The organism is Streptomyces sp. JNUCC 64 (assembly GCF_054484115.1).
Genome location: NZ_CM137015.1, coordinates 5,414,253 through 5,432,968, shown reverse-complemented (window position 1 = coordinate 5,432,968; position 18,716 = coordinate 5,414,253). Strand labels below are relative to the sequence as shown.

At 74.1% G+C, this 18,716-nt stretch carries 11 protein-coding genes, 1 tRNA gene and 1 pseudogene; 6 read left to right on the top strand and 7 right to left on the bottom strand.

Features of this window, described 5'->3' with window-relative positions; genetic code table 11:
* Positions 1 to 559: 559 nt before the first annotated feature.
* The 4 genes and pseudogenes from ACVWNX_RS22590 to glxA all read left to right on the top strand — a co-directional run bounded on the left by ACVWNX_RS22590 (position 560) and on the right by glxA (position 6,184).
* Positions 560 to 633: transfer RNA gene (locus ACVWNX_RS22590), tRNA-Lys, on the top strand.
* An 83-nt stretch (positions 634 to 716) separates the two neighbouring features.
* Positions 717 to 1,400, top strand: a complete 684-nt coding sequence (locus ACVWNX_RS22585) for a FadR/GntR family transcriptional regulator (RefSeq protein ID WP_454409431.1) — start codon at positions 717 to 719, stop codon at positions 1,398 to 1,400.
* Between the two features lie 292 nt (positions 1,401 to 1,692).
* A pseudogene (locus ACVWNX_RS22580) lies at positions 1,693 to 3,684 on the top strand (glycosyltransferase family 2 protein); the annotation flags it as partial.
* A gap of 562 nt (positions 3,685 to 4,246) precedes the next feature.
* Positions 4,247 to 6,184, top strand: a complete 1,938-nt coding sequence (gene glxA / locus ACVWNX_RS22575) for a radical copper oxidase GlxA (RefSeq protein WP_454409429.1) — start codon at positions 4,247 to 4,249, stop codon at positions 6,182 to 6,184.
* A gap of 232 nt (positions 6,185 to 6,416) precedes the next feature.
* Here the strand turns inward: glxA and ACVWNX_RS22570 are convergent, their stop codons facing one another.
* From ACVWNX_RS22570 to ACVWNX_RS22545, 6 genes are all read right to left on the bottom strand, one after another.
* Positions 6,417 to 6,824: an ATP-binding protein gene (locus ACVWNX_RS22570; RefSeq protein ID WP_454409427.1), complete on the bottom strand. Its 408-nt coding sequence runs from the start codon at positions 6,822 to 6,824 to the stop codon at positions 6,417 to 6,419.
* A 304-nt stretch (positions 6,825 to 7,128) separates the two neighbouring features.
* A complete protein-coding gene (locus tag ACVWNX_RS22565; RefSeq protein WP_454414886.1) occupies positions 7,129 to 8,133 on the bottom strand; it encodes a glycoside hydrolase family 6 protein in 1,005 nt (334 codons plus the stop codon).
* A 401-nt stretch (positions 8,134 to 8,534) separates the two neighbouring features.
* The gene (locus tag ACVWNX_RS22560) at positions 8,535 to 9,191 is read right to left on the bottom strand and encodes a class F sortase (protein WP_454409425.1); all 657 of its coding nucleotides are present in this window, start codon (positions 9,189 to 9,191) and stop codon (positions 8,535 to 8,537) included.
* Positions 9,188 to 9,862 (bottom strand): hypothetical protein, encoded by a 675-nt coding sequence (locus ACVWNX_RS22555; RefSeq protein ID WP_454409423.1) that lies wholly within the window; start codon positions 9,860 to 9,862, stop codon positions 9,188 to 9,190. The genes ACVWNX_RS22560 and ACVWNX_RS22555 overlap by 4 nt, the downstream gene beginning before the upstream one ends.
* 576 nt (positions 9,863 to 10,438) lie before the next feature.
* Entirely contained in the window at positions 10,439 to 11,218 is a 780-nt protein-coding gene (locus tag ACVWNX_RS22550) for an HAD-IIA family hydrolase (protein ID WP_454409422.1), read from the bottom strand.
* Between the two features lie 221 nt (positions 11,219 to 11,439).
* Entirely contained in the window at positions 11,440 to 11,586 is a 147-nt protein-coding gene (locus tag ACVWNX_RS22545) for a hypothetical protein (RefSeq protein ID WP_454409420.1), read from the bottom strand.
* Between the two features lie 407 nt (positions 11,587 to 11,993).
* On the opposite strand from ACVWNX_RS22545, the gene ACVWNX_RS22540 reads away from it, so the two are divergent.
* Complete coding sequence (locus ACVWNX_RS22540) at positions 11,994 to 13,733, top strand: MFS transporter (protein ID WP_454409419.1); 1,740 nt, start codon at positions 11,994 to 11,996, stop codon at positions 13,731 to 13,733.
* Positions 13,734 to 13,979: 246 nt separating this feature from the next.
* On the opposite strand, the gene ACVWNX_RS22535 is transcribed toward ACVWNX_RS22540, so the two are convergent.
* The gene (locus ACVWNX_RS22535) at positions 13,980 to 14,720 is read right to left on the bottom strand and encodes an LPXTG cell wall anchor domain-containing protein (protein WP_454409418.1); all 741 of its coding nucleotides are present in this window, start codon (positions 14,718 to 14,720) and stop codon (positions 13,980 to 13,982) included.
* A 937-nt stretch (positions 14,721 to 15,657) separates the two neighbouring features.
* Between ACVWNX_RS22535 and ACVWNX_RS22530 the strand changes: the two genes are divergently transcribed.
* Positions 15,658 to 18,495: a dienelactone hydrolase family protein gene (locus tag ACVWNX_RS22530; RefSeq protein WP_454409417.1), complete on the top strand. Its 2,838-nt coding sequence runs from the start codon at positions 15,658 to 15,660 to the stop codon at positions 18,493 to 18,495.
* The last annotated feature ends 221 nt before the right edge of the window (positions 18,496 to 18,716 follow it).

Genomic DNA, 18,716 nt, shown 5'->3' with positions numbered 1-18,716 from the left:
TCAACTGTCCGGACATATCGCATGTTGACCGCCAAATGATGCGCCGTCAGACATACAATATTTCAACACCATGAGGGTACGTCAGATTCCGCTTAGCTCGACCCGTGGGCAAGCCACAACACAAGGGTCAAAGGTCACTTGCGGGCAGGGTTGATCCAGAAGGGGCAAGTGTGATCAAGTGATAACGGAAGCGGCGTACGCACCGATCATTCCTGGACTTCCCCCCGGGTCCCCGACGGGCTCCGGCCCGCCCCCCGGAACCAGGGACGCGCCCGCGCCGCGCCACCCCGACACCGGACACCCCCCGTCCGGAGCCGGGCCCGCCACCCGCCCCCCGGGAACCGGACGCCCCCCGTCCGGACGGCGCGGCCCCGGCGATCACGACCCCGGGGCTCCCCCGCCCCGGGGTCGCCCCCGCCGGGCGTGATCCACGCCACCCACCAGGCCGGACACCACCCCCGGAGGCCGCCGGAGGGCCCGTGGGGCCGCCGGACCGGGCCGCCCCGAACGGTGGTCCGGACCACCGCCGGGCATCGGGTAGAGTTCTCCAGGTCAGCAGGCGCCGCTAGCTCAGTTGGTTAGAGCAGCTGACTCTTAATCAGCGGGTCCGGGGTTCGAGTCCCTGGCGGCGCACAGACACCACGAAGCCCTCCGGCATGGCCGGAGGGCTTCGTGCCGTTCCGGGCACCCGGCGCCCGGCCGCTACGGTGAGCCCCATGGCGCGCGACATACCGGAGCGGATCAAGAGGTTCATCATCGACCGACGGCTGCGCTCCGGCGCGGTGCTGCCGCCCGAGCCCGAGCTGATGGAGTTACTCGGCGTCAGCCGCAACTCACTGCGCGAGGCGCTCAAGGGTCTCCAGGCCATGGGAATCGTGGAGATCCGGCATGGTTTCGGCACCTATGTCGGACCGATGTCGATGGCCCCGATGATGGAAGGGCTCGTCTTCCGCACCGTCGCCGGGCACTACCGGGGCGAGGAGAGCCTGCTCCAGCTGCTGGAGCTGCGCGCGGCCCTGGAGACCGGTCTGGTCTCCCGGCTCGCCGGGCGGCTGCCCGCCGGGGACCTCGCCGAGCTGGAGGAGCTGACCGCCCGGATGGAGGTCCTCGCCGAGGCCGGGGAGTCCCTCTTCGAGACCGACCGCGCCTTCCACGCCACGCTGTACCGGGGACTCGGGAATCCGCTGCTCGGAGAGGTGCTCGAAGCCTTCTGGGAAGCCTTCCACCGGGTCCGCACCGATCTGGTCAAGGTCCCCCGCGACGCCCGGACCACCTGTCGCCAGCACCGGGAGATCCTCGACGCCGTCCGCTCCGGTGACGTCCTGCGCGCGGAACAGGCCGTACAGGACCACTTCGGGCACATCCGTGACCGTCTCAACGCCTCCCTCGCCAACGGCTGACCCGACCCCCGCGCACCCCGCCCCTCGGCCGTCCCCGCGCCCCGTCCGCCCCGGGCCCCGCAACCACTCCTGGTGAGCGCGCGACCACCCGGCGCCCCGGAGCCGGGCGGGGTGGGGGGACCCCGGTGTACCCGGGCGGACCAAGGGGGGCATCATGCAACCGGAAGGCCCTCGTCACTGTCTAAGGTGAGAGCGGCCGCCACTGGCGCGCCCGGCACCGGTAGGGGAACCGGACCGGGCGGAGGAGAACGAGGCAACACGCGCCCGGGGCGCGTGTTTGGGGGGATGACTCATGACGTCGCCGCCGTCAGGCGCGGGGCAGGACTTCGACCCGTCCGAGACGACACAGCTGCGCGTGGCCCGCACCGGCGGGCTGCGCCGCATCAAGAAGTCCCTGCCGCGCTACGACTACGAGCACTACAGCAGGCTCGCGGGTCCCCTCACCCAACCCGATCCCCACCAGCCGTACAAGGTGCGCTACCGCTCCCTGCTCTCCCAGGAGCCGCACCGGGTGCGCGCCGCGCTGATGCTGGGCGCCGCCCCGGTGGTCTCGCTGGTCCTGCTGTTCTGGCTGCTCCAGCCCGAGCACTGGACCGAGCGCGACCACCCCGCCTACGACTTCCTCCCCACGCTGGACGTCGTCATGCTGGTCTCGATCGGTCTGATCGAGTTCTTCCGCTGCATGAACGTCCTCTCCAACGCGCACGCCACGATCGTCGCCCGGGACCCCATACCCGTGGTCCCCGAGACCGGCACCCGGGTCGCCTTCCTCACCTCCTTCGTCCCCGGCAAGGAGCCGCTGGAGATGGTGACGAAGACGCTGGAGGCGGCGGTCAAGATCCGCCACCGCGGCGTGATGCACGTCTGGCTGCTCGACGAGGGCGACGACGACGCGGTCAAGGCGGTCTGCGAGCGGCTCGGGGTGCGCCACTTCTCCCGCAAGGGCGTCGCCAAGTGGAACACCGTCAAGGGCCCGCACCGCGCCAAGACCAAGCACGGCAACTACAACGCCTGGCTCGACGCGCACGGCGACGACTACGACTACTTCGCGTCGGTCGACACCGACCACATCCCGCTCCCCAACTACCTGGAGCGGATGCTCGGCTTCTTCCGGGACCCGGACGTCGGCTTCGTCATCGGCCCGCAGGTGTACGGCAACTACGACAGCTTCGTCACCAAGGCCGCCGAGTCCCAGCAGTTCCTCTTCCACGCGCTGATCCAGCGCGCCGGGAACGCGTACGGGGCGCCGATGTTCGTCGGCACCTCCAACGCGGTGCGGATCAAGGCCCTCCAGCAGATCGGCGGGCTGTACGACTCGATCACCGAGGACATGGCCACCGGGTTCGAGATCCACCGCCACAAGAACCCGGTCACGGGCAACAAGTGGCGTTCCGTCTACACCCCGGACGTGCTCGCCGTCGGTGAGGGCCCCAACGCCTGGACCGACTTCTTCACCCAGCAGCTCCGCTGGTCGCGCGGCACCTACGAGACGATCCTCACGCAGTACTGGAAGGGCTTCACCTCGCTGCCCCCGGGCAAGCTCTTCAACTACACGATGATGATCATCTTCTATCCGATGTCCGCGCTGAACTGGATCCTCGCGGCCCTCAGCTGCGCCCTGTTCCTCGGTCTCGGCGCCTCGGGCGTGAACATCGACCCGACGATCTGGCTGATGCTCTACGGCAACGCCTCCGCGCTCCAGATCGGCCTCTACGTCTGGAACCGCCGCCACAACGTCTCCCCGCACGAGCCGGAGGGTTCCGGCGGCGTCGCGGGCATGGTGATGTCGGCGCTGTCGGCGCCGATCTACGCCCGGTCGCTGATGGACGCGGTACTGCGGCGCAAGAGCAAGTTCGTGGTGACGCCCAAGGGCGACTCGGCCAGCCCCGACACCCTGTTCGGGACCTTCCGCATCCATCTGTTCTTCATCGCGGTCTTCGGCGCCTCGATGATCGCCTCGTTCTTCCTGGGCCATGCCCATCCCGCCATGATCATCTGGGCCTCGTTCGCCCTGCTGATCACCGCCGCGCCGATCTTCGCCTGGCAGTGGACGATGCGCCAGGACCGCAAGAAGGCCGCCGCCGGTCCCGCCGCCCCGGCGGCCGGGGCCCCGGACTCCCCCGCAGGTGCGGACGGCGGCGAGGGCCGGGACGACGGCCGGACCGGCGGGGAGCCCCCGGCCGGTGCGGGCGCCCCGCGCGGACGGCACGCGGCGGGCACCGGTCCGCACGTCCCCCAGCAGCGGCCCACCTGGGCCGCGGGTGACGACCAGACGATGCGCATCCCGGTCGCGCGCCCCCTCCCCCGGGAGGAGCCCCGGTGGACCCCGGAGGCCCGGGACGTCCACGACGCTCCGGCCGTGCCCGGCCCCCGGGACCCCGAGGACGTCCGGGACGCGCCCCGCGCCGATCCGACCGTCACCCAGCCGCTCTCCGACACCCACATCCTGCCCGGCTCGTACGGGGCGGACGAGGTGTACCGGACGCGCGGCGCGCACGGCCCGTCCGACGGGTACGGCGCGCGCGGGGTGTCCGACGGGTACGGGGTGCCCGGTGGGTACGGGACGCACGGGGTGTCCGGTGAGTACGGGGTGTCCGGGGCCTACGAGGTCCACGACCCGTACGGGACGCCCGGGGCGCCCGGCACGCACGGAACCCCGTACGCGCCCCCGCCTCCCCTGCCGGGCGGCGGCCCGGGGCCCGGCTCCGGGTTCCCCCTGCCACCGGCCAACTGACCGGCGCCGCACGTTCCCCGGGGCGCCGTCCCGTACCGCGCCCCGGCCGCCGTCCTCCGCACGTCCTCCGCCACCTCCCGCACACCACCTACCAGTCACATCGGGGTAAGCCGTGAAAGACCGTTCCAGCCGCCGCCGCGCCCGCCGCATCGCGATAGGCGCGGCGGTGGTGGTCGCCCTGACCGCCATGAACGGTCCGGCGCTCTACCGGTTCGGAACCGAGACGTACCACGAGTACAAGATCAACCAGCCGGAGTACAAGGCCGCCAACGGGCACTGGAAGATCGTCGAGTTCCCCGAGGAGTACCGCCAGAACACCGTCCACGCGGCGCTGCTGCACACCGGCAAGGTGCTGATGGTCGCGGGCTCCGGGAACAACCAGGAGAACTTCGACGACCAGCGGTTCGACACCCGGCTGTGGGACCCCGAGACCAACGAGATCAAGAAGATCGACACCCCGACCGACCTGTTCTGCGCCGGTCACACACAGCTCGGCAACGGCAACCTGCTGATCGCGGGCGGCACCAAGCGGTACGAGACGCTGGAGGGCGACGTCACCAAGGCGGGCGGGCTGATGGTCGTCCACAACGAGAACCCGGACAAGCCCATCACCGTCCCGGCGGGCACCCGCTTCGTGGGCAAGGACAACGGCAAGACGTTCATCTCCAAGGACCCGGTGGTCGTGGAGCGGGCCGAGAAGGTCTTCGACAAGGAGACCGGACGGTACCTGCGCAACCAGCCCGGACTGGGCCGGATCTACGTGGAGGCCGCCAAGAGCGGGGCCAAGTACGAGACGGGCTCCCAGGACAACTACCGGATCCAGGGGCTGAAGGGCGCCGACGCCCGCAACACCTACGGCCTGGCGGAGAAGCTCGCCCTGGACAAGAAGGACTTCCAGGGGATCAAGGACGCCTTCGAGTTCGACCCGGTGGCGGAGAAGTACGTCCCGGTCGACCCGATGAACGAGGCCCGCTGGTACCCGACGCTCACCACCCTCAGCGACGGCAAGGTGCTCAGCCTCTCCGGGCTGGACGAGATCGGTCAGCTCGTCCCCGGCAAGAACGAGGTCTACGACCCGGAGAAGAAGGACTGGACGTACACCAAGGGCGTACGGCAGTTCCCCACCTACCCGGCCGTCTCGCTGATGCAGAACGGCAAGCTCTTCTACTCCGGCTCCAACTCCGGTTACGGGCCCGCCGACAAGGGCCGGGACCCCGGGGTGTGGGACCTGGAGTCCAACAAGTTCACCAAGGTGCCCGGGCTGGGCGACCCGGACATGATGGAGACCTCGCAGACGGTGCAGCTGCCGCCCGCGCAGGACGAGCGGTTCATGGTGGTCGGCGGCGGTGGCGTCGGGGAGTCCCGGGACGCCAGCCGGAAGACCCGGATCGTGGACCTGCTGGCGGACGAGCCCCGCTTCGAGGACGGCCCCGAGCTGTCGGAGGGCACCCGCTACCCGCAGGCGTCGATCCTGCCCGACGACACCGTCCTGGTCTCGGGCGGCTCCTCGGACTACCGGGGGCGCGGCGACTCGGACGTCCTCCAGGCCCGGCTCTACGACGCCAAGGACGACACCATGAAGCGGGTCGCCGACCCGCTGGTCGGCCGCAACTACCACTCCGGTTCGGTGCTGCTGCCCGACGGACGGCTGATGTTCTTCGGCTCGGACCCGCTCTACGACGACAAGGCCAACACCAAGCCCGGCACCTTCGAGCAGCGCGTCGAGATCTACACCCCGCCCTACCTCTTCCGCGACGAGCGGCCCTCCCTCAGCGGCGGCCCCGAGACCGTGAAGCGGGGCGCGTCGGCGACCTTCGACACCCGGGACAGCTCCTCGCTGAAGGCCGCCCGGCTGATGCGGCCGAGCGCCTCCACCCACGTCACGGACATCGACCAGAAGTCGATCGCCCTGGAGCTGGAGAAGGGCGAGGGCGAGGTCACGGTGACGGTCCCGAAGAACCGCAACCTCGTCCCGTCCGGCTGGTACATGCTGTTCGTCACCGACGAGCGGGGCACTCCGAGCAAGGCCCAGTGGGTGCGGGTGCCTTAGGGGCTGTCTGACAATTCCCCCGCGGCGTCACGGCGCCCGGCACGCCCTCCCCCAGGCTTCGCCCGGGGGGACCCCCAGCCGCGTTGCCGAAAAGCCCTAGTAGCTCCGCTACGAGGACTCTCCGGCGCCTTGCGATCGCACGCACCGGACACCGCTCCTCACTCCACGGGGAATTATCAGACACCCCCTAGGCCCTCTCTTACGGACCGAGCCGTTCACCGGCTCTCCTCCTTCACCCGTCGCCTCCGTCCGGGCGGGTGAAGGACACCCACACGTCCTTGCCGTCGGCGGTGGGGACGGCGCCCCAGTCGTCCACGGTGGCGACCAGCAGCCACAGACCGCGCCCCCGCTCGCTGTCCCAGTCCGGCTGACGGACCACGGGCAGCTCGGGGCTGCGGTCGCTGACGGTGATCCGCAGCTCGGCGGCGGTGGCCCGGATCGTCAGCACGCACCGGGGGGACCCCGCGTGGTGCCGGACGTTCGTCAGCAGTTCCGTGACGCAGCCGGCGACCGGACCGCTGAGGCCGTGCCAGCCCCAGGACCGTATCCGCGCGGTGACGGTGCGCCGGACGAGGGCGAAGTCCCTTGGATCGACGGTCAGTTCCTCCCGGTACAGCCGTGTCGCTTCCGTGTCCGGCATGACGCCCATCGCCCCTCCAGCGGCGCCGTCCGCACGGCGCGTCGATCGGTCCCCACCACGCCGTCCCTCCGGACGGCACCGGAAACGACGACGGGCATCACTGTGGACCGGACGCTCCTCCCGGGGCAACGACTTCCGGGGAAGTGGGGGAACCGAGGTGCGCCGAGGGGCACTTGGGGGTGGGGAGGGGAGGGAGGGTGAAAGCCGGGGAGGGAGGGGCGGCCGGGCGGGAAGTGCGACGGAGGCGGGGTGTCCCGTCCGTCACTTCGCGGCGGCGAGGTGGGCGGGACGGCGGCCCCGGCCGTCACTTCGCGGCGGAGCGGGCGAGGCCCAGCGCGTAGTCGGGCCACCAGTCGCCCGCCTTGGGGCCGCCCTTGCACTCGCCGTCGGACTCGCCGGGGCGCTTGATCCACAGGAAGGCGTGGACCAGCGGGTCCCCCGTCCTGACGGTCGGCACCTCGCCGAGCGCGCGGCCCGGCGGGTTGCACCAGCGCTCCGACGGATCGCCTTCGGCGTAGGGGCCGTTGCCGTTGCGGCTGGTGTCGATCACGAACGGCTTGCCGCCGACCTTCGCGGACAGCTCCTTGCCGTAGCGGACGCTGTCGGCGGTGGAGTAGAAGTTGGAGACGTTCACCGCGAAGCCGTCCGCGTTCTGCACGCCCGCCCGCTTCAGCGGTTCGAAGATCTGGTCGGGCTTGCCCCAGCCCGCGTTGCCCGCGTCCACGTACACCTTGGTGGTGCCGGACGCCTTGAGCTTCTCGACCGCGCCCCACAGCAGGTGGTAGCGCTCCTCGTGGAACTCCTGGGGGGTGCAGCCGTCCACCAGGTGCAGGACCGCGTCGGGTTCCAGCACCACCGTGGTGGGGCGGTCTCCGATGCCCCGGACCACGCCGTCGATCCAGGCGCGGTAGGCGTCGGCGTCGGCCGCGCCGCCGCCGGAGTACTGGCCGCAGTCGCGGTGCGGGATGTTGTAGAGCACGATCAGGGCGTCCCGGTCGGCCTTCTCGGCGGCCCGGGTGATGGACCGCACCTCGGCCTCCGGGTCCTCGGGGCCTATCCAGTCGGCGGTGGGCTGGGACGCGATCTCCCGGATCAGCTCCGCCTCGTCGTCCTTGCCCTCCCGCTCGTAGGCGGCGAGTTGGTCGGCGGCCTTGCCCTCGGGGTTGACCCAGTACGGGTCCTTGCCCTTCGGCTGCTGGCCGACCGGCCGGGACGTGCCCTCCTCGGAACCGCTCCCGGACGAGAAGCACCCCGTCAGCAGCAGCGCCGCCGCCGCGACGGCGACCGACGCCCTCACCCTGCCGTACATCCGCTCCCCCTCGGTGCGCCGTTCCGCGCCCAATCCTGACATACGCGACCCGACGACTCCCGGGCCACCCGTCCCGGCAACGGGCCGGGGGCCGTTCCGGTTCCCGGTCGCCCGCCGACCGGGCCCGGCAGCCCCGCGCGTGGGTCCGTCCGACGGTCGGCCGTCGGTCCGGCAGCCCCGCGTGGGGGACCGGCCGTCGGTCCGTCAACCCGTCGTCCGGCCCGTCGTTTCCGTCGTCGCGTCGTCGCGTCGGCCCGGCAGCCCGGCAACCCGTCGTCCCTGCCGTCCGCCCGGCCGTCGGTCCGTCGCCCGGCCCGTCGTCGCGTCGTCCCGTCGTCGCGTCGGCCCGGCGGCGTGTCGTCCCGGCCGTCGGCCCGCCGGTCCGTGCGGCGGCCCGCGCGTCAGCCGCGCCGCGCGTCCGTCAGGTACGCGGACACCACGACGTTGGCGCTGTAGGTGCCGCTCGCCCGGTCGAAGGTGCCGCCGCAGGTGATCAGCCGCAGTTCGGCCCGGCCCGGCCGGTCGGGGCCGTACACCCGGGCCGCGTCGAAGCGGTCGCGTTCCACCATCCGCACGTCCTCGACGGTGAACCCGGCCGCCGTGCCGTCCGCGCGGTACACCCGGACCTCGTCGCCGGGCACCAGGGTCCGCAGCCGGTGGAAGACGGCCGGGGCGCTGCGGCCGTCGGCGTGCCCCACCAGCAGCGCCGCCCCGGCCGAGCCCGGCGCCGGTCCGGTGCCGTACCAGGCGACGGTGCCCGGCTGGTCCAGCGGCGGGGCCTCGACGGCGCCCGTCCGGTCCAGGCCCCGGGCGACCACCGGGGCCCGGACCCCCGCCAGCGGTACGTCCACCCGTTCGGGACGGGCCGGGGCGAGCGGGCGGTGCGGGGCGGGGAGTCCGCCGCCCAGCGGGCGTCCCACGGCGGCCACGTCACCGCGCACCGGTCCCGCCGGGCCGGTGGTCGGCACGGAGGTGATCTCCCGTCCCCACAGCCAGGCCCCGGAGAGCAGGACGGCCCAGGCCGTCACGGTGGCGAGACGGCCGGTGGCGGTGGTCACGAGGGTTCCCGGTCGCCGTCCGGGTGCCGGGCGCGCGTCCCGCGCAGCGCGACGACCAGTCCGGCGGCGCACACCAGGCCCAGTCCGACGAGGGCTTGGCGCAGTCCCGGCCCGGTGTCCTCCGGGTTCCCGGCCTCGGGGCCGGGCGCCCCGCCGCCGCCCGCGCCGACCGGGGCGGTGGGGGTGGCCGCCGGGAGGTCGCCGGGGCCCGCGACGCGGACCGCGCCGGGCGCCGGACGCTCGCGTCCGGCGCAGCTGACGGTGACGTCGTACGGTCCCGGCGGGGCGCCCGAGCGGAGCCGGGCCTCCGCGAACAGGCCGCCGCCCCGGGGGGCGGGGGCGAGGTCCGCCGGGGCGACGAACGCGGGGGACACCGCGCGCGCGGTGGCGGCCGGGCAGCCGGTGACGGTCAGGGTCACCTCGGTGCCGGGGAGGGCGGTGGCGGGGTGGACGGCGACGGAGGTCGCCGGTTCCGGCGCGGTGGCGACGGTGCCGGGGCCGAGGCCGGTGGCGACGGTGCCGGGGCCGGTGGCCGCGCTTGCGGTGCCGGTTCCGGTACCGGTTCCGGTGGCCGCGAGGGCGGCGGTGGCGGTGGCGGTGGCGGTCAGGGCCAGGGTCGTGAGGGTGACGAGCACCCCGGCGGAACGCTGTGCGAGCGGTCGAGTGCGCATCGTGAACCTCCTGGTGCCTCCAGGTTCACGCCCCGACCCCTCCCCCGCCTCGTGACCCCGCCCCCGCTCCTCCGTTCAGGCGACACATTCCGCCCGGCGGCCCGGGTTCCCCGCCGGGTCGCGTCCCGGTGTCACCGGGACGCGGGGCGGGGCCGGTGCGCGTTCCGTACCGACGCCGGGTGCCCGTTCCGACCGGTGCCCGTGCAGTTCCGGTGCCGGTGCCATGCCGGTGCCGGGTGCGGGTGCCATGCCGGTGCTGGGTGCGTCCACCGTGCCGGACGGGGTTCCGGGGCGGTGCGTCCGGGGTGCGGCCACCCGGTGGGGGTGCGCCCTTTGTCGCCGGGTGCGGGTCCGTCGGGGTTGCTCGCGCAGTTCCCCGCGCCCCTGACGGGGCGCACCGAAGGGGCGCGGGGAACTGCGCGGGTGACCCACCACCGGCCCGCGGCCGACAACGGACAGGCGGAAGCGCACCCGAAGGGGCGCGGGGAACTGCGCGGGTGACCCTCCACGACCGGAGGCCGGGAACCGCCGGGAGCGCCCCGCCCCGGCGCCCCGCCCCCGACGGATCCGAATCCGTCAGATCCGTTCGACGAGGTCCGCGATGGAGTCGACCACCGACGAAGGCCGGAACGGGAACTTCTCGATCTGGTCCCGGGTGGTGAGCCCGGTCAGCACCAGGAACGTCTGCATCCCCGCCTCCAGTCCGGCGAGGACGTCCGTGTCCATCCGGTCCCCGATCATCGCGCTGGTCTCGGAGTGCGCGCCGATCGCGTTCAGCCCGGTCCGCATCATCAGCGGGTTCGGCTTCCCAGCGAAGTACGGCTCCTTGCCGGTGGCCTTGGTGATGAGCGCGGCGACGGACCCGGTCGCGGGCAGCGGACCCTCGGTGGAGGGACCGGTCTCGTCGGGGTTGGTGCAGATGAAGCGGGCCCCGGCGTTGATCAGCCGGACGGCCTTGGTCATCGCCTCGAAGGAGTAGGTACGGGTCTCGCCGAGCACCACGTAGTCGGGGTCGTGGTCGGTGAGGACGTAGCCGATGTCGTGCAGCGCGGTGGTCAGACCGGCCTCGCCGATGACGTACGCGGTGCCGCCGGGCCGCTGGTCCTCCAGGAACTGGGCGGTGGCCAGCGCCGAGGTCCAGATGTTGCGGACGGGCACGTCGAGGCCCATCCGGGCGAGCCGCGCGTGCAGATCGCGGGCGGTGTAGATGGAGTTGTTGGTCAGCACCAGGAAGGGCCGGTCGGTGTCCCTCAGCTTCCTGATGAACGCGTCCGCGCCGGGAATCGGCACGCCCTCATGGATCAGGACCCCGTCCATGTCGGTGAGCCACGATTCGATGGGCTTGCGCTCTGCCATGTGCCGGTCTCCTGGGATTGGCGTGACTGCGGTGCTGGTTGGGGCCGCCGGAACGACACTGTGCCGACGCCGCCCAGGGTAGTCACCATGGCCGAATCCCGATCCCCCCGGTCACCGGCGGATCCACGTCCGTCCCGGTCGTGGATCCGCCGCCCGTGCGTCCCGGGTCCGCTCGCGCGCGTCGCGGGCCCGGTCGCGTACGCGTCCGCTCACGCGCGCGGTCAGCGGCGGCCCCGCAACTTGCCGAGCAGTCGCTGGGCCTGGGCCCGGCGCTGGGGGTCGGCCGCGGCGCGGCGCACCTCGGCCACCGCGCGCTGGCCCTGCGGGCTCCGCACGAACAGCATGATCTTGTTCAACAGTCCGGCCATCTTCGTTCCTCTCCGCTTCCTGTCCGCTCAACACCGGCCACGTCCCGTCGATTCCACCGACCGGGGGGGCGACCCCGCTCCGGGCCGGTGGAAGGACCGTATCCGTACCCGTGTCCTCGTCCCGCGCCTGCCCCGTGACGGGCCCTCGCTCACCTCCGGGGACGGAACCGTGTCCAGATGGTGAAGAACCACCGTCGGCACGCGCCGCCCCAGTCGGTACGAGCCGGTACGAGCCGGTCAAAACGGCTGGAAACCGTCGTGCGGGACCGGCCGGGTCCCCGTCCCGGGACGGTACAAGTGCCCTGGCCCGTGCCCCCTCCCGGGACCGGACCCGCCCCGGCGGCCCCGGCGCCGCCCGCACCCGCGCGTCCGCGCGCACCCGGCACCGACCCGACGGAGGAAGACCCGTGACGAGCAGCCAGCCACCCGTACCGGCGGGGCGGCGGCAGTGGGCCGGACTCGCCGTCCTCGCCCTGCCCACCCTGCTGATCTCGATGGACGTGACCGTCCTGTACCTGGCGGTCCCGCAGCTCAGCGCCGATCTCGGCCCCTCGTCCACCGAACTGCTCTGGATCATGGACGTGTACGGCTTCCTCATCGCGGGCGCCCTGGTGCCGATGGGCGCGGCGGGCGACCGCTACGGGCGGCGCCGACTGCTGCTGGCGGGCGCGGCGGTGTTCGGTGCGGCCTCCGTGCTCGCCGCGTACGCGGACACCCCGCAGACCCTGATCGCGGCCCGGGCCCTGCTCGGGCTCGCGGGCGCGACCCTGATGCCGTCCACGCTCTCGCTCGTCCGGGTGATGTTCGCCGATCCGGCGCAGCGCGGGATCGCGGTCGCCGTGGTCATGACGAGCTTCTCGCTCGGCACGACCATCGGCCCGCTGCTGGGCGGGCTGCTGCTGGAGTACTTCTGGTGGGGGTCGGTGTTCCTGCTGGGGGTCCCGGTGATGGTGCTGCTGCTGATCATCGGCCCGGTGCTGCTGCCCGAGTACCGCGACCCCGACAGCGGACGGGTCGACCCGCTGAGCGCGCTGCTGTCGGTGGCCTCGATGATCGGCGTGGTCTACGCCGTCAAGGAGACCGCCGCGCACGGCCCGGGGACGACCGCGCTGGTCGCCGGGGCGGCCGGGCTGGCGCTCGGCACCTGGTTCGTCCGGCGGCAGCTCACCCTCGCCGAGCCGCTGCTGGACCTCTCCCTGCTGCGGAACCGGGTCATCAACACCTCCCTCGGCACCTATCTGCTGGGGCTGTTCGCGATGGGCGGCGTCCAGGTGTTCATCGCCCTCTACCTCCAGGAGGTGCTGGGGCTCTCGCCGCTGCTGGCGGGGGTGTGGATGGTCCCGGCCTCCCTGGGGACGGTCGTGGGCTCGCTGCTCGCCCCGCTGCTGGTGCGGCGGTGGCGTCCGGCGGTGGTCGTCGCGGCGGGACTGGCCCTGGCGGCGGTCGGGTTCGCGGTGCTGGCCACGGCCGGGACGGACTCCCTGGCGGTGCTGGTGACGGGGTACCTGCTGGTGGCGCTGGGGCTCAGTCCGATGATCACGGTCTGCACGGACCTGGTGATCGGCACCGCGCCGTCCCGGCGGGCCGGGGCCGCGTCGGCGCTGTCGGAGAGCAGCGGGGAGCTGGGGGTGGCGCTCGGCGTCGCCCTGCTCGGCAGCCTCGGCACCGCCGTGTACCGGGCGGCGGTCGGGGACCGGCTGCCGCCGGGGCTGCCCGCCGGGGCCTCGGAAGCGGTGCGGGAGACCCTGGGCGGGGCCAGGGCGGTGGCGGCGGAGCTGCCGGGCGACCTCGCCGGCCCGCTGCTGACCGCCTCCCGCGAGGCGCTGACGGTCGGACTGGACGTGACGGCGGCGACGGCCGGCGTCGTCGTCCTGCTCACCGCCGGATGGGCGGGACGACGACTGCGGAGCGTCCCGGTCACCCGGCCGGGCGGAACGGACACCCCGGCCGGACCGAACCGGCCGGACTCCCCGAACGGGCCGACCCGATCGGCCGGATCAGACAGATCAGACGGATCAGACGGATCGGGTGGGGCGGGTGGGGCGGAGGCGCTGGACGGGCCGGACGGACCGGACGGATCCGTCGGGGGCCCAGCGGAGTCCGGGGCCGCCGAGGAGGAAGGGGAGACGGCCCGACGGACGGTGTGAGCAGTTCGGCGGGGGCGGTCCCGACGGACAGGCAAGGGGGGAAGGACGGATGGGGAGCCGGGCGGCAGACGGGCAAGGCCGACGGACGAGCCGGGCGCGGCGTACGAGCAAGGCCGACGGACAAGCAGGGCTCGGCGTACGGGCAAGGCGCGGCGTACGGGCCGGGGCAGTGGCTGCGGACGGACGGGCCCGGGTGAGGGCTACTGACGGACGGGACCGGGCGGGGGCGGCAGCCGGGGTAGGGGCTCAGCGGCCGGGGCCGGGCGGGTGGCGGCGTCGCATCGTCAGATAGAGGGCGGTCCCGGCCAGGAGCAGCGCCGCCGCCCCGGCGACCAGGGCGGAGGCGCGCTGCCCGGTCATCGCCAGCTCGTGCGGGGCGGGCACGGGGCTCGCGGTGCCGTACGGGCCGGTCGGGAACCCGTCGGGGGCGGTCGCGGCGGCGCCGGGGGACGGTCCGGACGACGGGGGGTCCGCCGGAGGGTCCGCCGGGGCGGTCACCCGGAAGGCGTGCCGGGGCGCCGCGCCCACCCAGTCGCCGTCGTCGCCCCGGCGGTGGACCACCACGGTGTCGGCGGTCACCTCGTCAGGTGCCGCGCCGGGGGCGAACGCCAGCCGCAGCCGGACGGTGAGGGTGCCGCGCGGGCCGACCGCGTACCCGGCGAAGCCGTCGTCGGGCACGGCCACGTGCTCGTCGCGGTCGGTGCGCGCGATCCGGGCGGGCCGCCAGCGGGAGCCGTCGTGCAGCTCCAGCCGGACGTCCCCGGGCCGCAGGGCCCGCCGGGCGTCCGCCAGGACGACGACCGGGTACACCGGACGGAACGCGGTGGCCGTGCGGTTGACGACGGTGAGCGACCATTCGGCGGGCGGCGCCCCGGACCGGTACGCGGCGGGGGCGCCCTCGGTCCGGACGGTCAGCGGGAACGCGTCGGGGCGGGCGCCGTCCCCGGGCAGCGGGAGGCTCCCGGCGGGTCCCGGGGCGGTGGGCACGGTTCCGTCCCCGCTCCGGGGCGGGGACCCGTCGGTGGACGTGGACGGGAGGGTCGCGGCGACCGCCGGGGGCGCGCCCGGGGCGGGGGTGAGGACAGGGGCCAGGGCGAGGACGAGCGCGAGGAGGGCCGTACGGAGGGGGCTGCGGAGGCCACAGGGCCCGTGGAGGTCACGGGGGCGGAGCGGACGGAACGGACAGGACGGGCTGGACGAGCGGGACGGGTAGGACCGGTAAGGCGGGTGGGACGGGTGCGGTGACGGGGTCATGGCGCGGCCTCCGGGTCGTGGCGTCGGAAGGTTTCCAGCGGGGCGCCCGGGGCGAACGGCGGTTCCCGCATCCCCACCCGTTCAGCGTCGGGCCGTCCCCTGAACACCGGGCCCGCGACCGGTGTTCGGGTGGTTCCGCCACCGCACCGCCGCACCGCCGCACCGCCGCACCGCCGCACCGCCGCACCGCCGCACCGCCGCACCGGGCGACGCGACCATCCCGGCCCGGGGTTCCGACCACCGGGCCGGGGGCGGGGAGGTGACCGCCCCCGGCGCGGGGCGTCTCCGCCGCCGGGCCGGTGGACCGGGCGACACGGCCGTCCCGCACCGGGCGTTCCGGCCACCGGGCCGATGGGCCGGGGACAAGGCTGCCCGCCCCGGTTGTTCCGCCGGGCCGGTGGGGCTGGTGGGACTGGTGTGGCTGGTGGGCCGATGGGGCCGGGCACCGCGACCGTCCCGCCCCCGGCAGTTCCGGCCAGGCCGGTGGGCCGGTGCGCCGGCGCACCCGTGCGCCGGCGGACCGCCGCCCGGGCGGCCCGGCCGCCCCCTCGCGGAACGGTTCCGCCGCCGGTCACCGCCCCGGGGAACGCAACCGTCCCGCCGTCCCGGCCGTCCTCCGGTGGGGGGTCCGTGCGCACGGACCCAGGATCGTGGACCAAGGGGGGATCACGTGATCCGTGTCTCGCGCGCCGGAGCCGCCACCGTGGCGGCCCTCGCGCTGACGGCGGGGGTGCCGGGACTCGCGTCCGCCGCGCCCGGTACGGCACCGGTGACGGCACCGGCCGCTCCGGTCGCGGGCGATGTCCCGTACGCCGGGGAACGGCTGCCGGAGGGCTGGCGAATATCCGGGACGGGGACCGGGCGGCAGTTGGTGTGGACCCCGGACGAACCCGTCCCGATCGGTGACTCCCGCGTCGAGTTCCACGCCGGTGACCGGCTGCTCGGCGTCCCCCGGTCCGACAGCCGGCAGAGCGTCTTCCGCCTCGACCTGGACACGGTCTCCCTCGATCCCGGCGCCGAGCTGAAGGCCGTCGCCAGCGGCCGCCGACTCGACCGGGCGGGCCGCGCGACGGACGGTTCCGGTACCGGGGCCGAATCCGGGTCCGGGTACGGCACCGGGGCCGAGGCCGGGCCCTGGGCGGCACAGGCCGCCCGGCCGCCCGCGAACCCCGTCGACCCGGGGGTGAAGGGCCGCTACCGCACCACCAGCGGGGAGTACGCCCTGCCGTCGGTGAAGCTGCCGGGGCTGCCGGAGAAGGTCGAGATGAAGGCGACCGTGGTCGGCCCCGTCGGAGCCACCGGCGCCCGGCCCGTCGTCCTCTTCCTCCACGGCCGCCACGCCACCTGTTACAAGGGCCGCGACGAAACCATCGACTGGCCGTGTTCCCGGGGCTACCGGCAGGTCCCCAGCTACCGGGGATACCTGCACGACCAGAAGCTGCTGGCCTCCCAGGGGTACGTCACCGTCTCCGTCTCCGCCAACGGGATCAACGGCCAGGACAACTCCCAGAGCGACTACGGGGCCCAGGCGCGGTCGTCGTTGGTGCGGCAGCACCTGGCGCGGTGGGCGGGCTGGGCGGCGCGTCCGTCCACGGCCCCCGCCGCCGTGAAGCGGCTGCCGAAGCGGAACCTGGACAAGGTGCTGCTGGTGGGGCACTCCCGGGGCGGCGAGGGCGTCAACCGCGCCGCCATGGACACCCTCCACCCCGCGCCCGCCGCCGTCGACGGCTACCGGGGACCCGTCCGCTGGAAGATCAAGGGCACCGTCCTCATCGGCCCCACGATCTTCGCCCAGAACCCGGTCCCCGACGTGCCCTCGATGACGATCCTGCCCGGCTGCGACGGAGACGTCTCCGACCTCCAGGGCCAGATCTACGTGGACGGGACCCGTCAGGTGGGCCGGGGCACCGCCCTGCACAGTTCGGTGTACCTCGTCGGCGCCAACCACAACTACTTCAACACCGAGTGGACGCCCGGCCAGGCCCAGGCGCCCGCCCAGGACGACTTCTGGACCGGGGGCGGCGACCGTGACCGCGTCTGCTCCCCCGGGACGGCCACCCGGCTGACGGCGCGGCAGCAGCAGAAGGCGGGCTCCACCTACATCGCCGCCGCCGCACGCCTCTTCGTCGCCGGCGACGACAAGGTCCGCCCCCTCCTCGACGGCACCCACCGCCGCGCCCCCTCCGCCGGACCCGCCCACGCCCTCACCCACGCCACCGGCGCCCACCGCCGACCCGCCGTCCTCCCCACCGACACCACCCGCGTCACCGGCGGACGGGTCTGCCACCAGGTGGACGAGAACGCCTCCCGGGCGTGCCTGTCCGGGGGGAGCGGCTTCTCCTCCCCGCACTTCGCCTGGTGGGCGATGATGTCGGAGCCGGGCCGGTACGCGGTCGCGGCCCGCTGGAGCCGTGCCGGGGCACCCGTCAAGGTCACCCCCGACCGCCCCTTCTCCGTCAAGGGCTCCGACGCGCTCGCCCTGCGCGTCATCGTCCCGCCCAACTCCACCGGCACCGCCTTCGACGTCCGCGTCACCGACACGAACGGACGCCGCGCCCACCTCGGCCGGGCCACCGTCGACGGAGTGCCGGGCACCTCGCGCACCACGTCCGGCTGGGCCCGCGAGACCCGGGTCACCCTGAAGCCCGCACTCCGCGCCGGACTCGACCTCACCCGCCTCAAGAACCTCGAACTCATCCCCCGCACCACCAAAGGACGCCTCTGGCTGATGGACGCCTGGGGCTGGCGCCCCGGCACCCCCACCGTCCGCCCCACCCCCCTCCCCCGGATCGACCTCGGTCACCTCACCGTGAAGGAGGGCGACACGGGCACCCGGACCGTACGGGTGCCGGTGAAGGTCTCCGGGCAGGGCGAGGGGCGGGTCAGGGTCTTCCTGCGGAGCACCCTCACCGGTGAGCCGACGTCCTGGACGGCGACCGTGCGGCCGGGGACCACGGGCCTCGACATCCCCGTCGAGGTGAACGGCAACACCCGGTTCGGGCTGGACGGGGAGTGGGTCGCGCACGCCAAGGCGGTGCGCGGCGCGGTGATCGGCTCCACCTCCGGATCGCTGCTGGTCGAGGACGACGACCCGCTGCCCCGGGTCACCGTGACACCGGTCGCCGACCGGGTCGTCGAGGGCCGTCCGCTGACCTGGCGGATCACCCTGTCGGAGCCCACGGACCTGGAGCACTCCTTCGTCAGTCTGATGGCGCAGCGGGTCACCCGGGGCACCGAGCTGTCCACCCGGGACGTCCCCGCCGCCTGGCTGATGGAGCACTTCGGCGTCGAACCGACCCCGGTCCTGCCGCTGTCGGGCGTCCCGTACGAGCCCCGGATCTGGGTGACGGTGCCGCGCGGGGAGGCAAGCACGGAGGTGTCCGTGCCGACGGTCAGGGACACCGTCGCGGAGTCCGAGGAGTCCGTCCGGCTGCGGGTGTTCACCCACGATCCGGAGGGCGAGACGCTGCCGGGCACGGCCCACACGGGCTCGGTACGGGACTCCTGACCGTCCGGCGCCGCGCGGCGCCCACCCGGACGGGTGCCGGACCGCCGGTCGGCGGCGCGGCACCCGGGCCCGGGACCACCCTCTCCGGTGGCCCCGGGCCCTTTCCGTTCCCGCCGCGTCGGAAGGCGTCCCTCCCCGTCCCGTCGGCCGGTGCCGGAGGCGTCCCGGTCCCGTCGCGCCGGTCGCCCTTGCGGCCGGGCACCGGCGTTGGTTGAGTGATC

What these genes read in the sequence shown, in the direction of transcription:
- ACVWNX_RS22585 (WP_454409431.1), top strand. Translation starts at nt 717, where the DNA reads ATGGCGCGCGACATACCGGAGCGGATCAAGAGGTTCATCATCGACCGA.
- ACVWNX_RS22570 (WP_454409427.1), bottom strand. Translation starts at nt 6,824, where the DNA reads ATGCCGGACACGGAAGCGACACGGCTGTACCGGGAGGAACTGACCGTC.
- ACVWNX_RS22565 (WP_454414886.1), bottom strand. Translation starts at nt 8,133, where the DNA reads ATGTACGGCAGGGTGAGGGCGTCGGTCGCCGTCGCGGCGGCGGCGCTG.
- ACVWNX_RS22555 (WP_454409423.1), bottom strand. Translation starts at nt 9,862, where the DNA reads ATGCGCACTCGACCGCTCGCACAGCGTTCCGCCGGGGTGCTCGTCACC.
- ACVWNX_RS22550 (WP_454409422.1), bottom strand. Translation starts at nt 11,218, where the DNA reads ATGGCAGAGCGCAAGCCCATCGAATCGTGGCTCACCGACATGGACGGG.
- ACVWNX_RS22545 (WP_454409420.1), bottom strand. Translation starts at nt 11,586, where the DNA reads ATGGCCGGACTGTTGAACAAGATCATGCTGTTCGTGCGGAGCCCGCAG.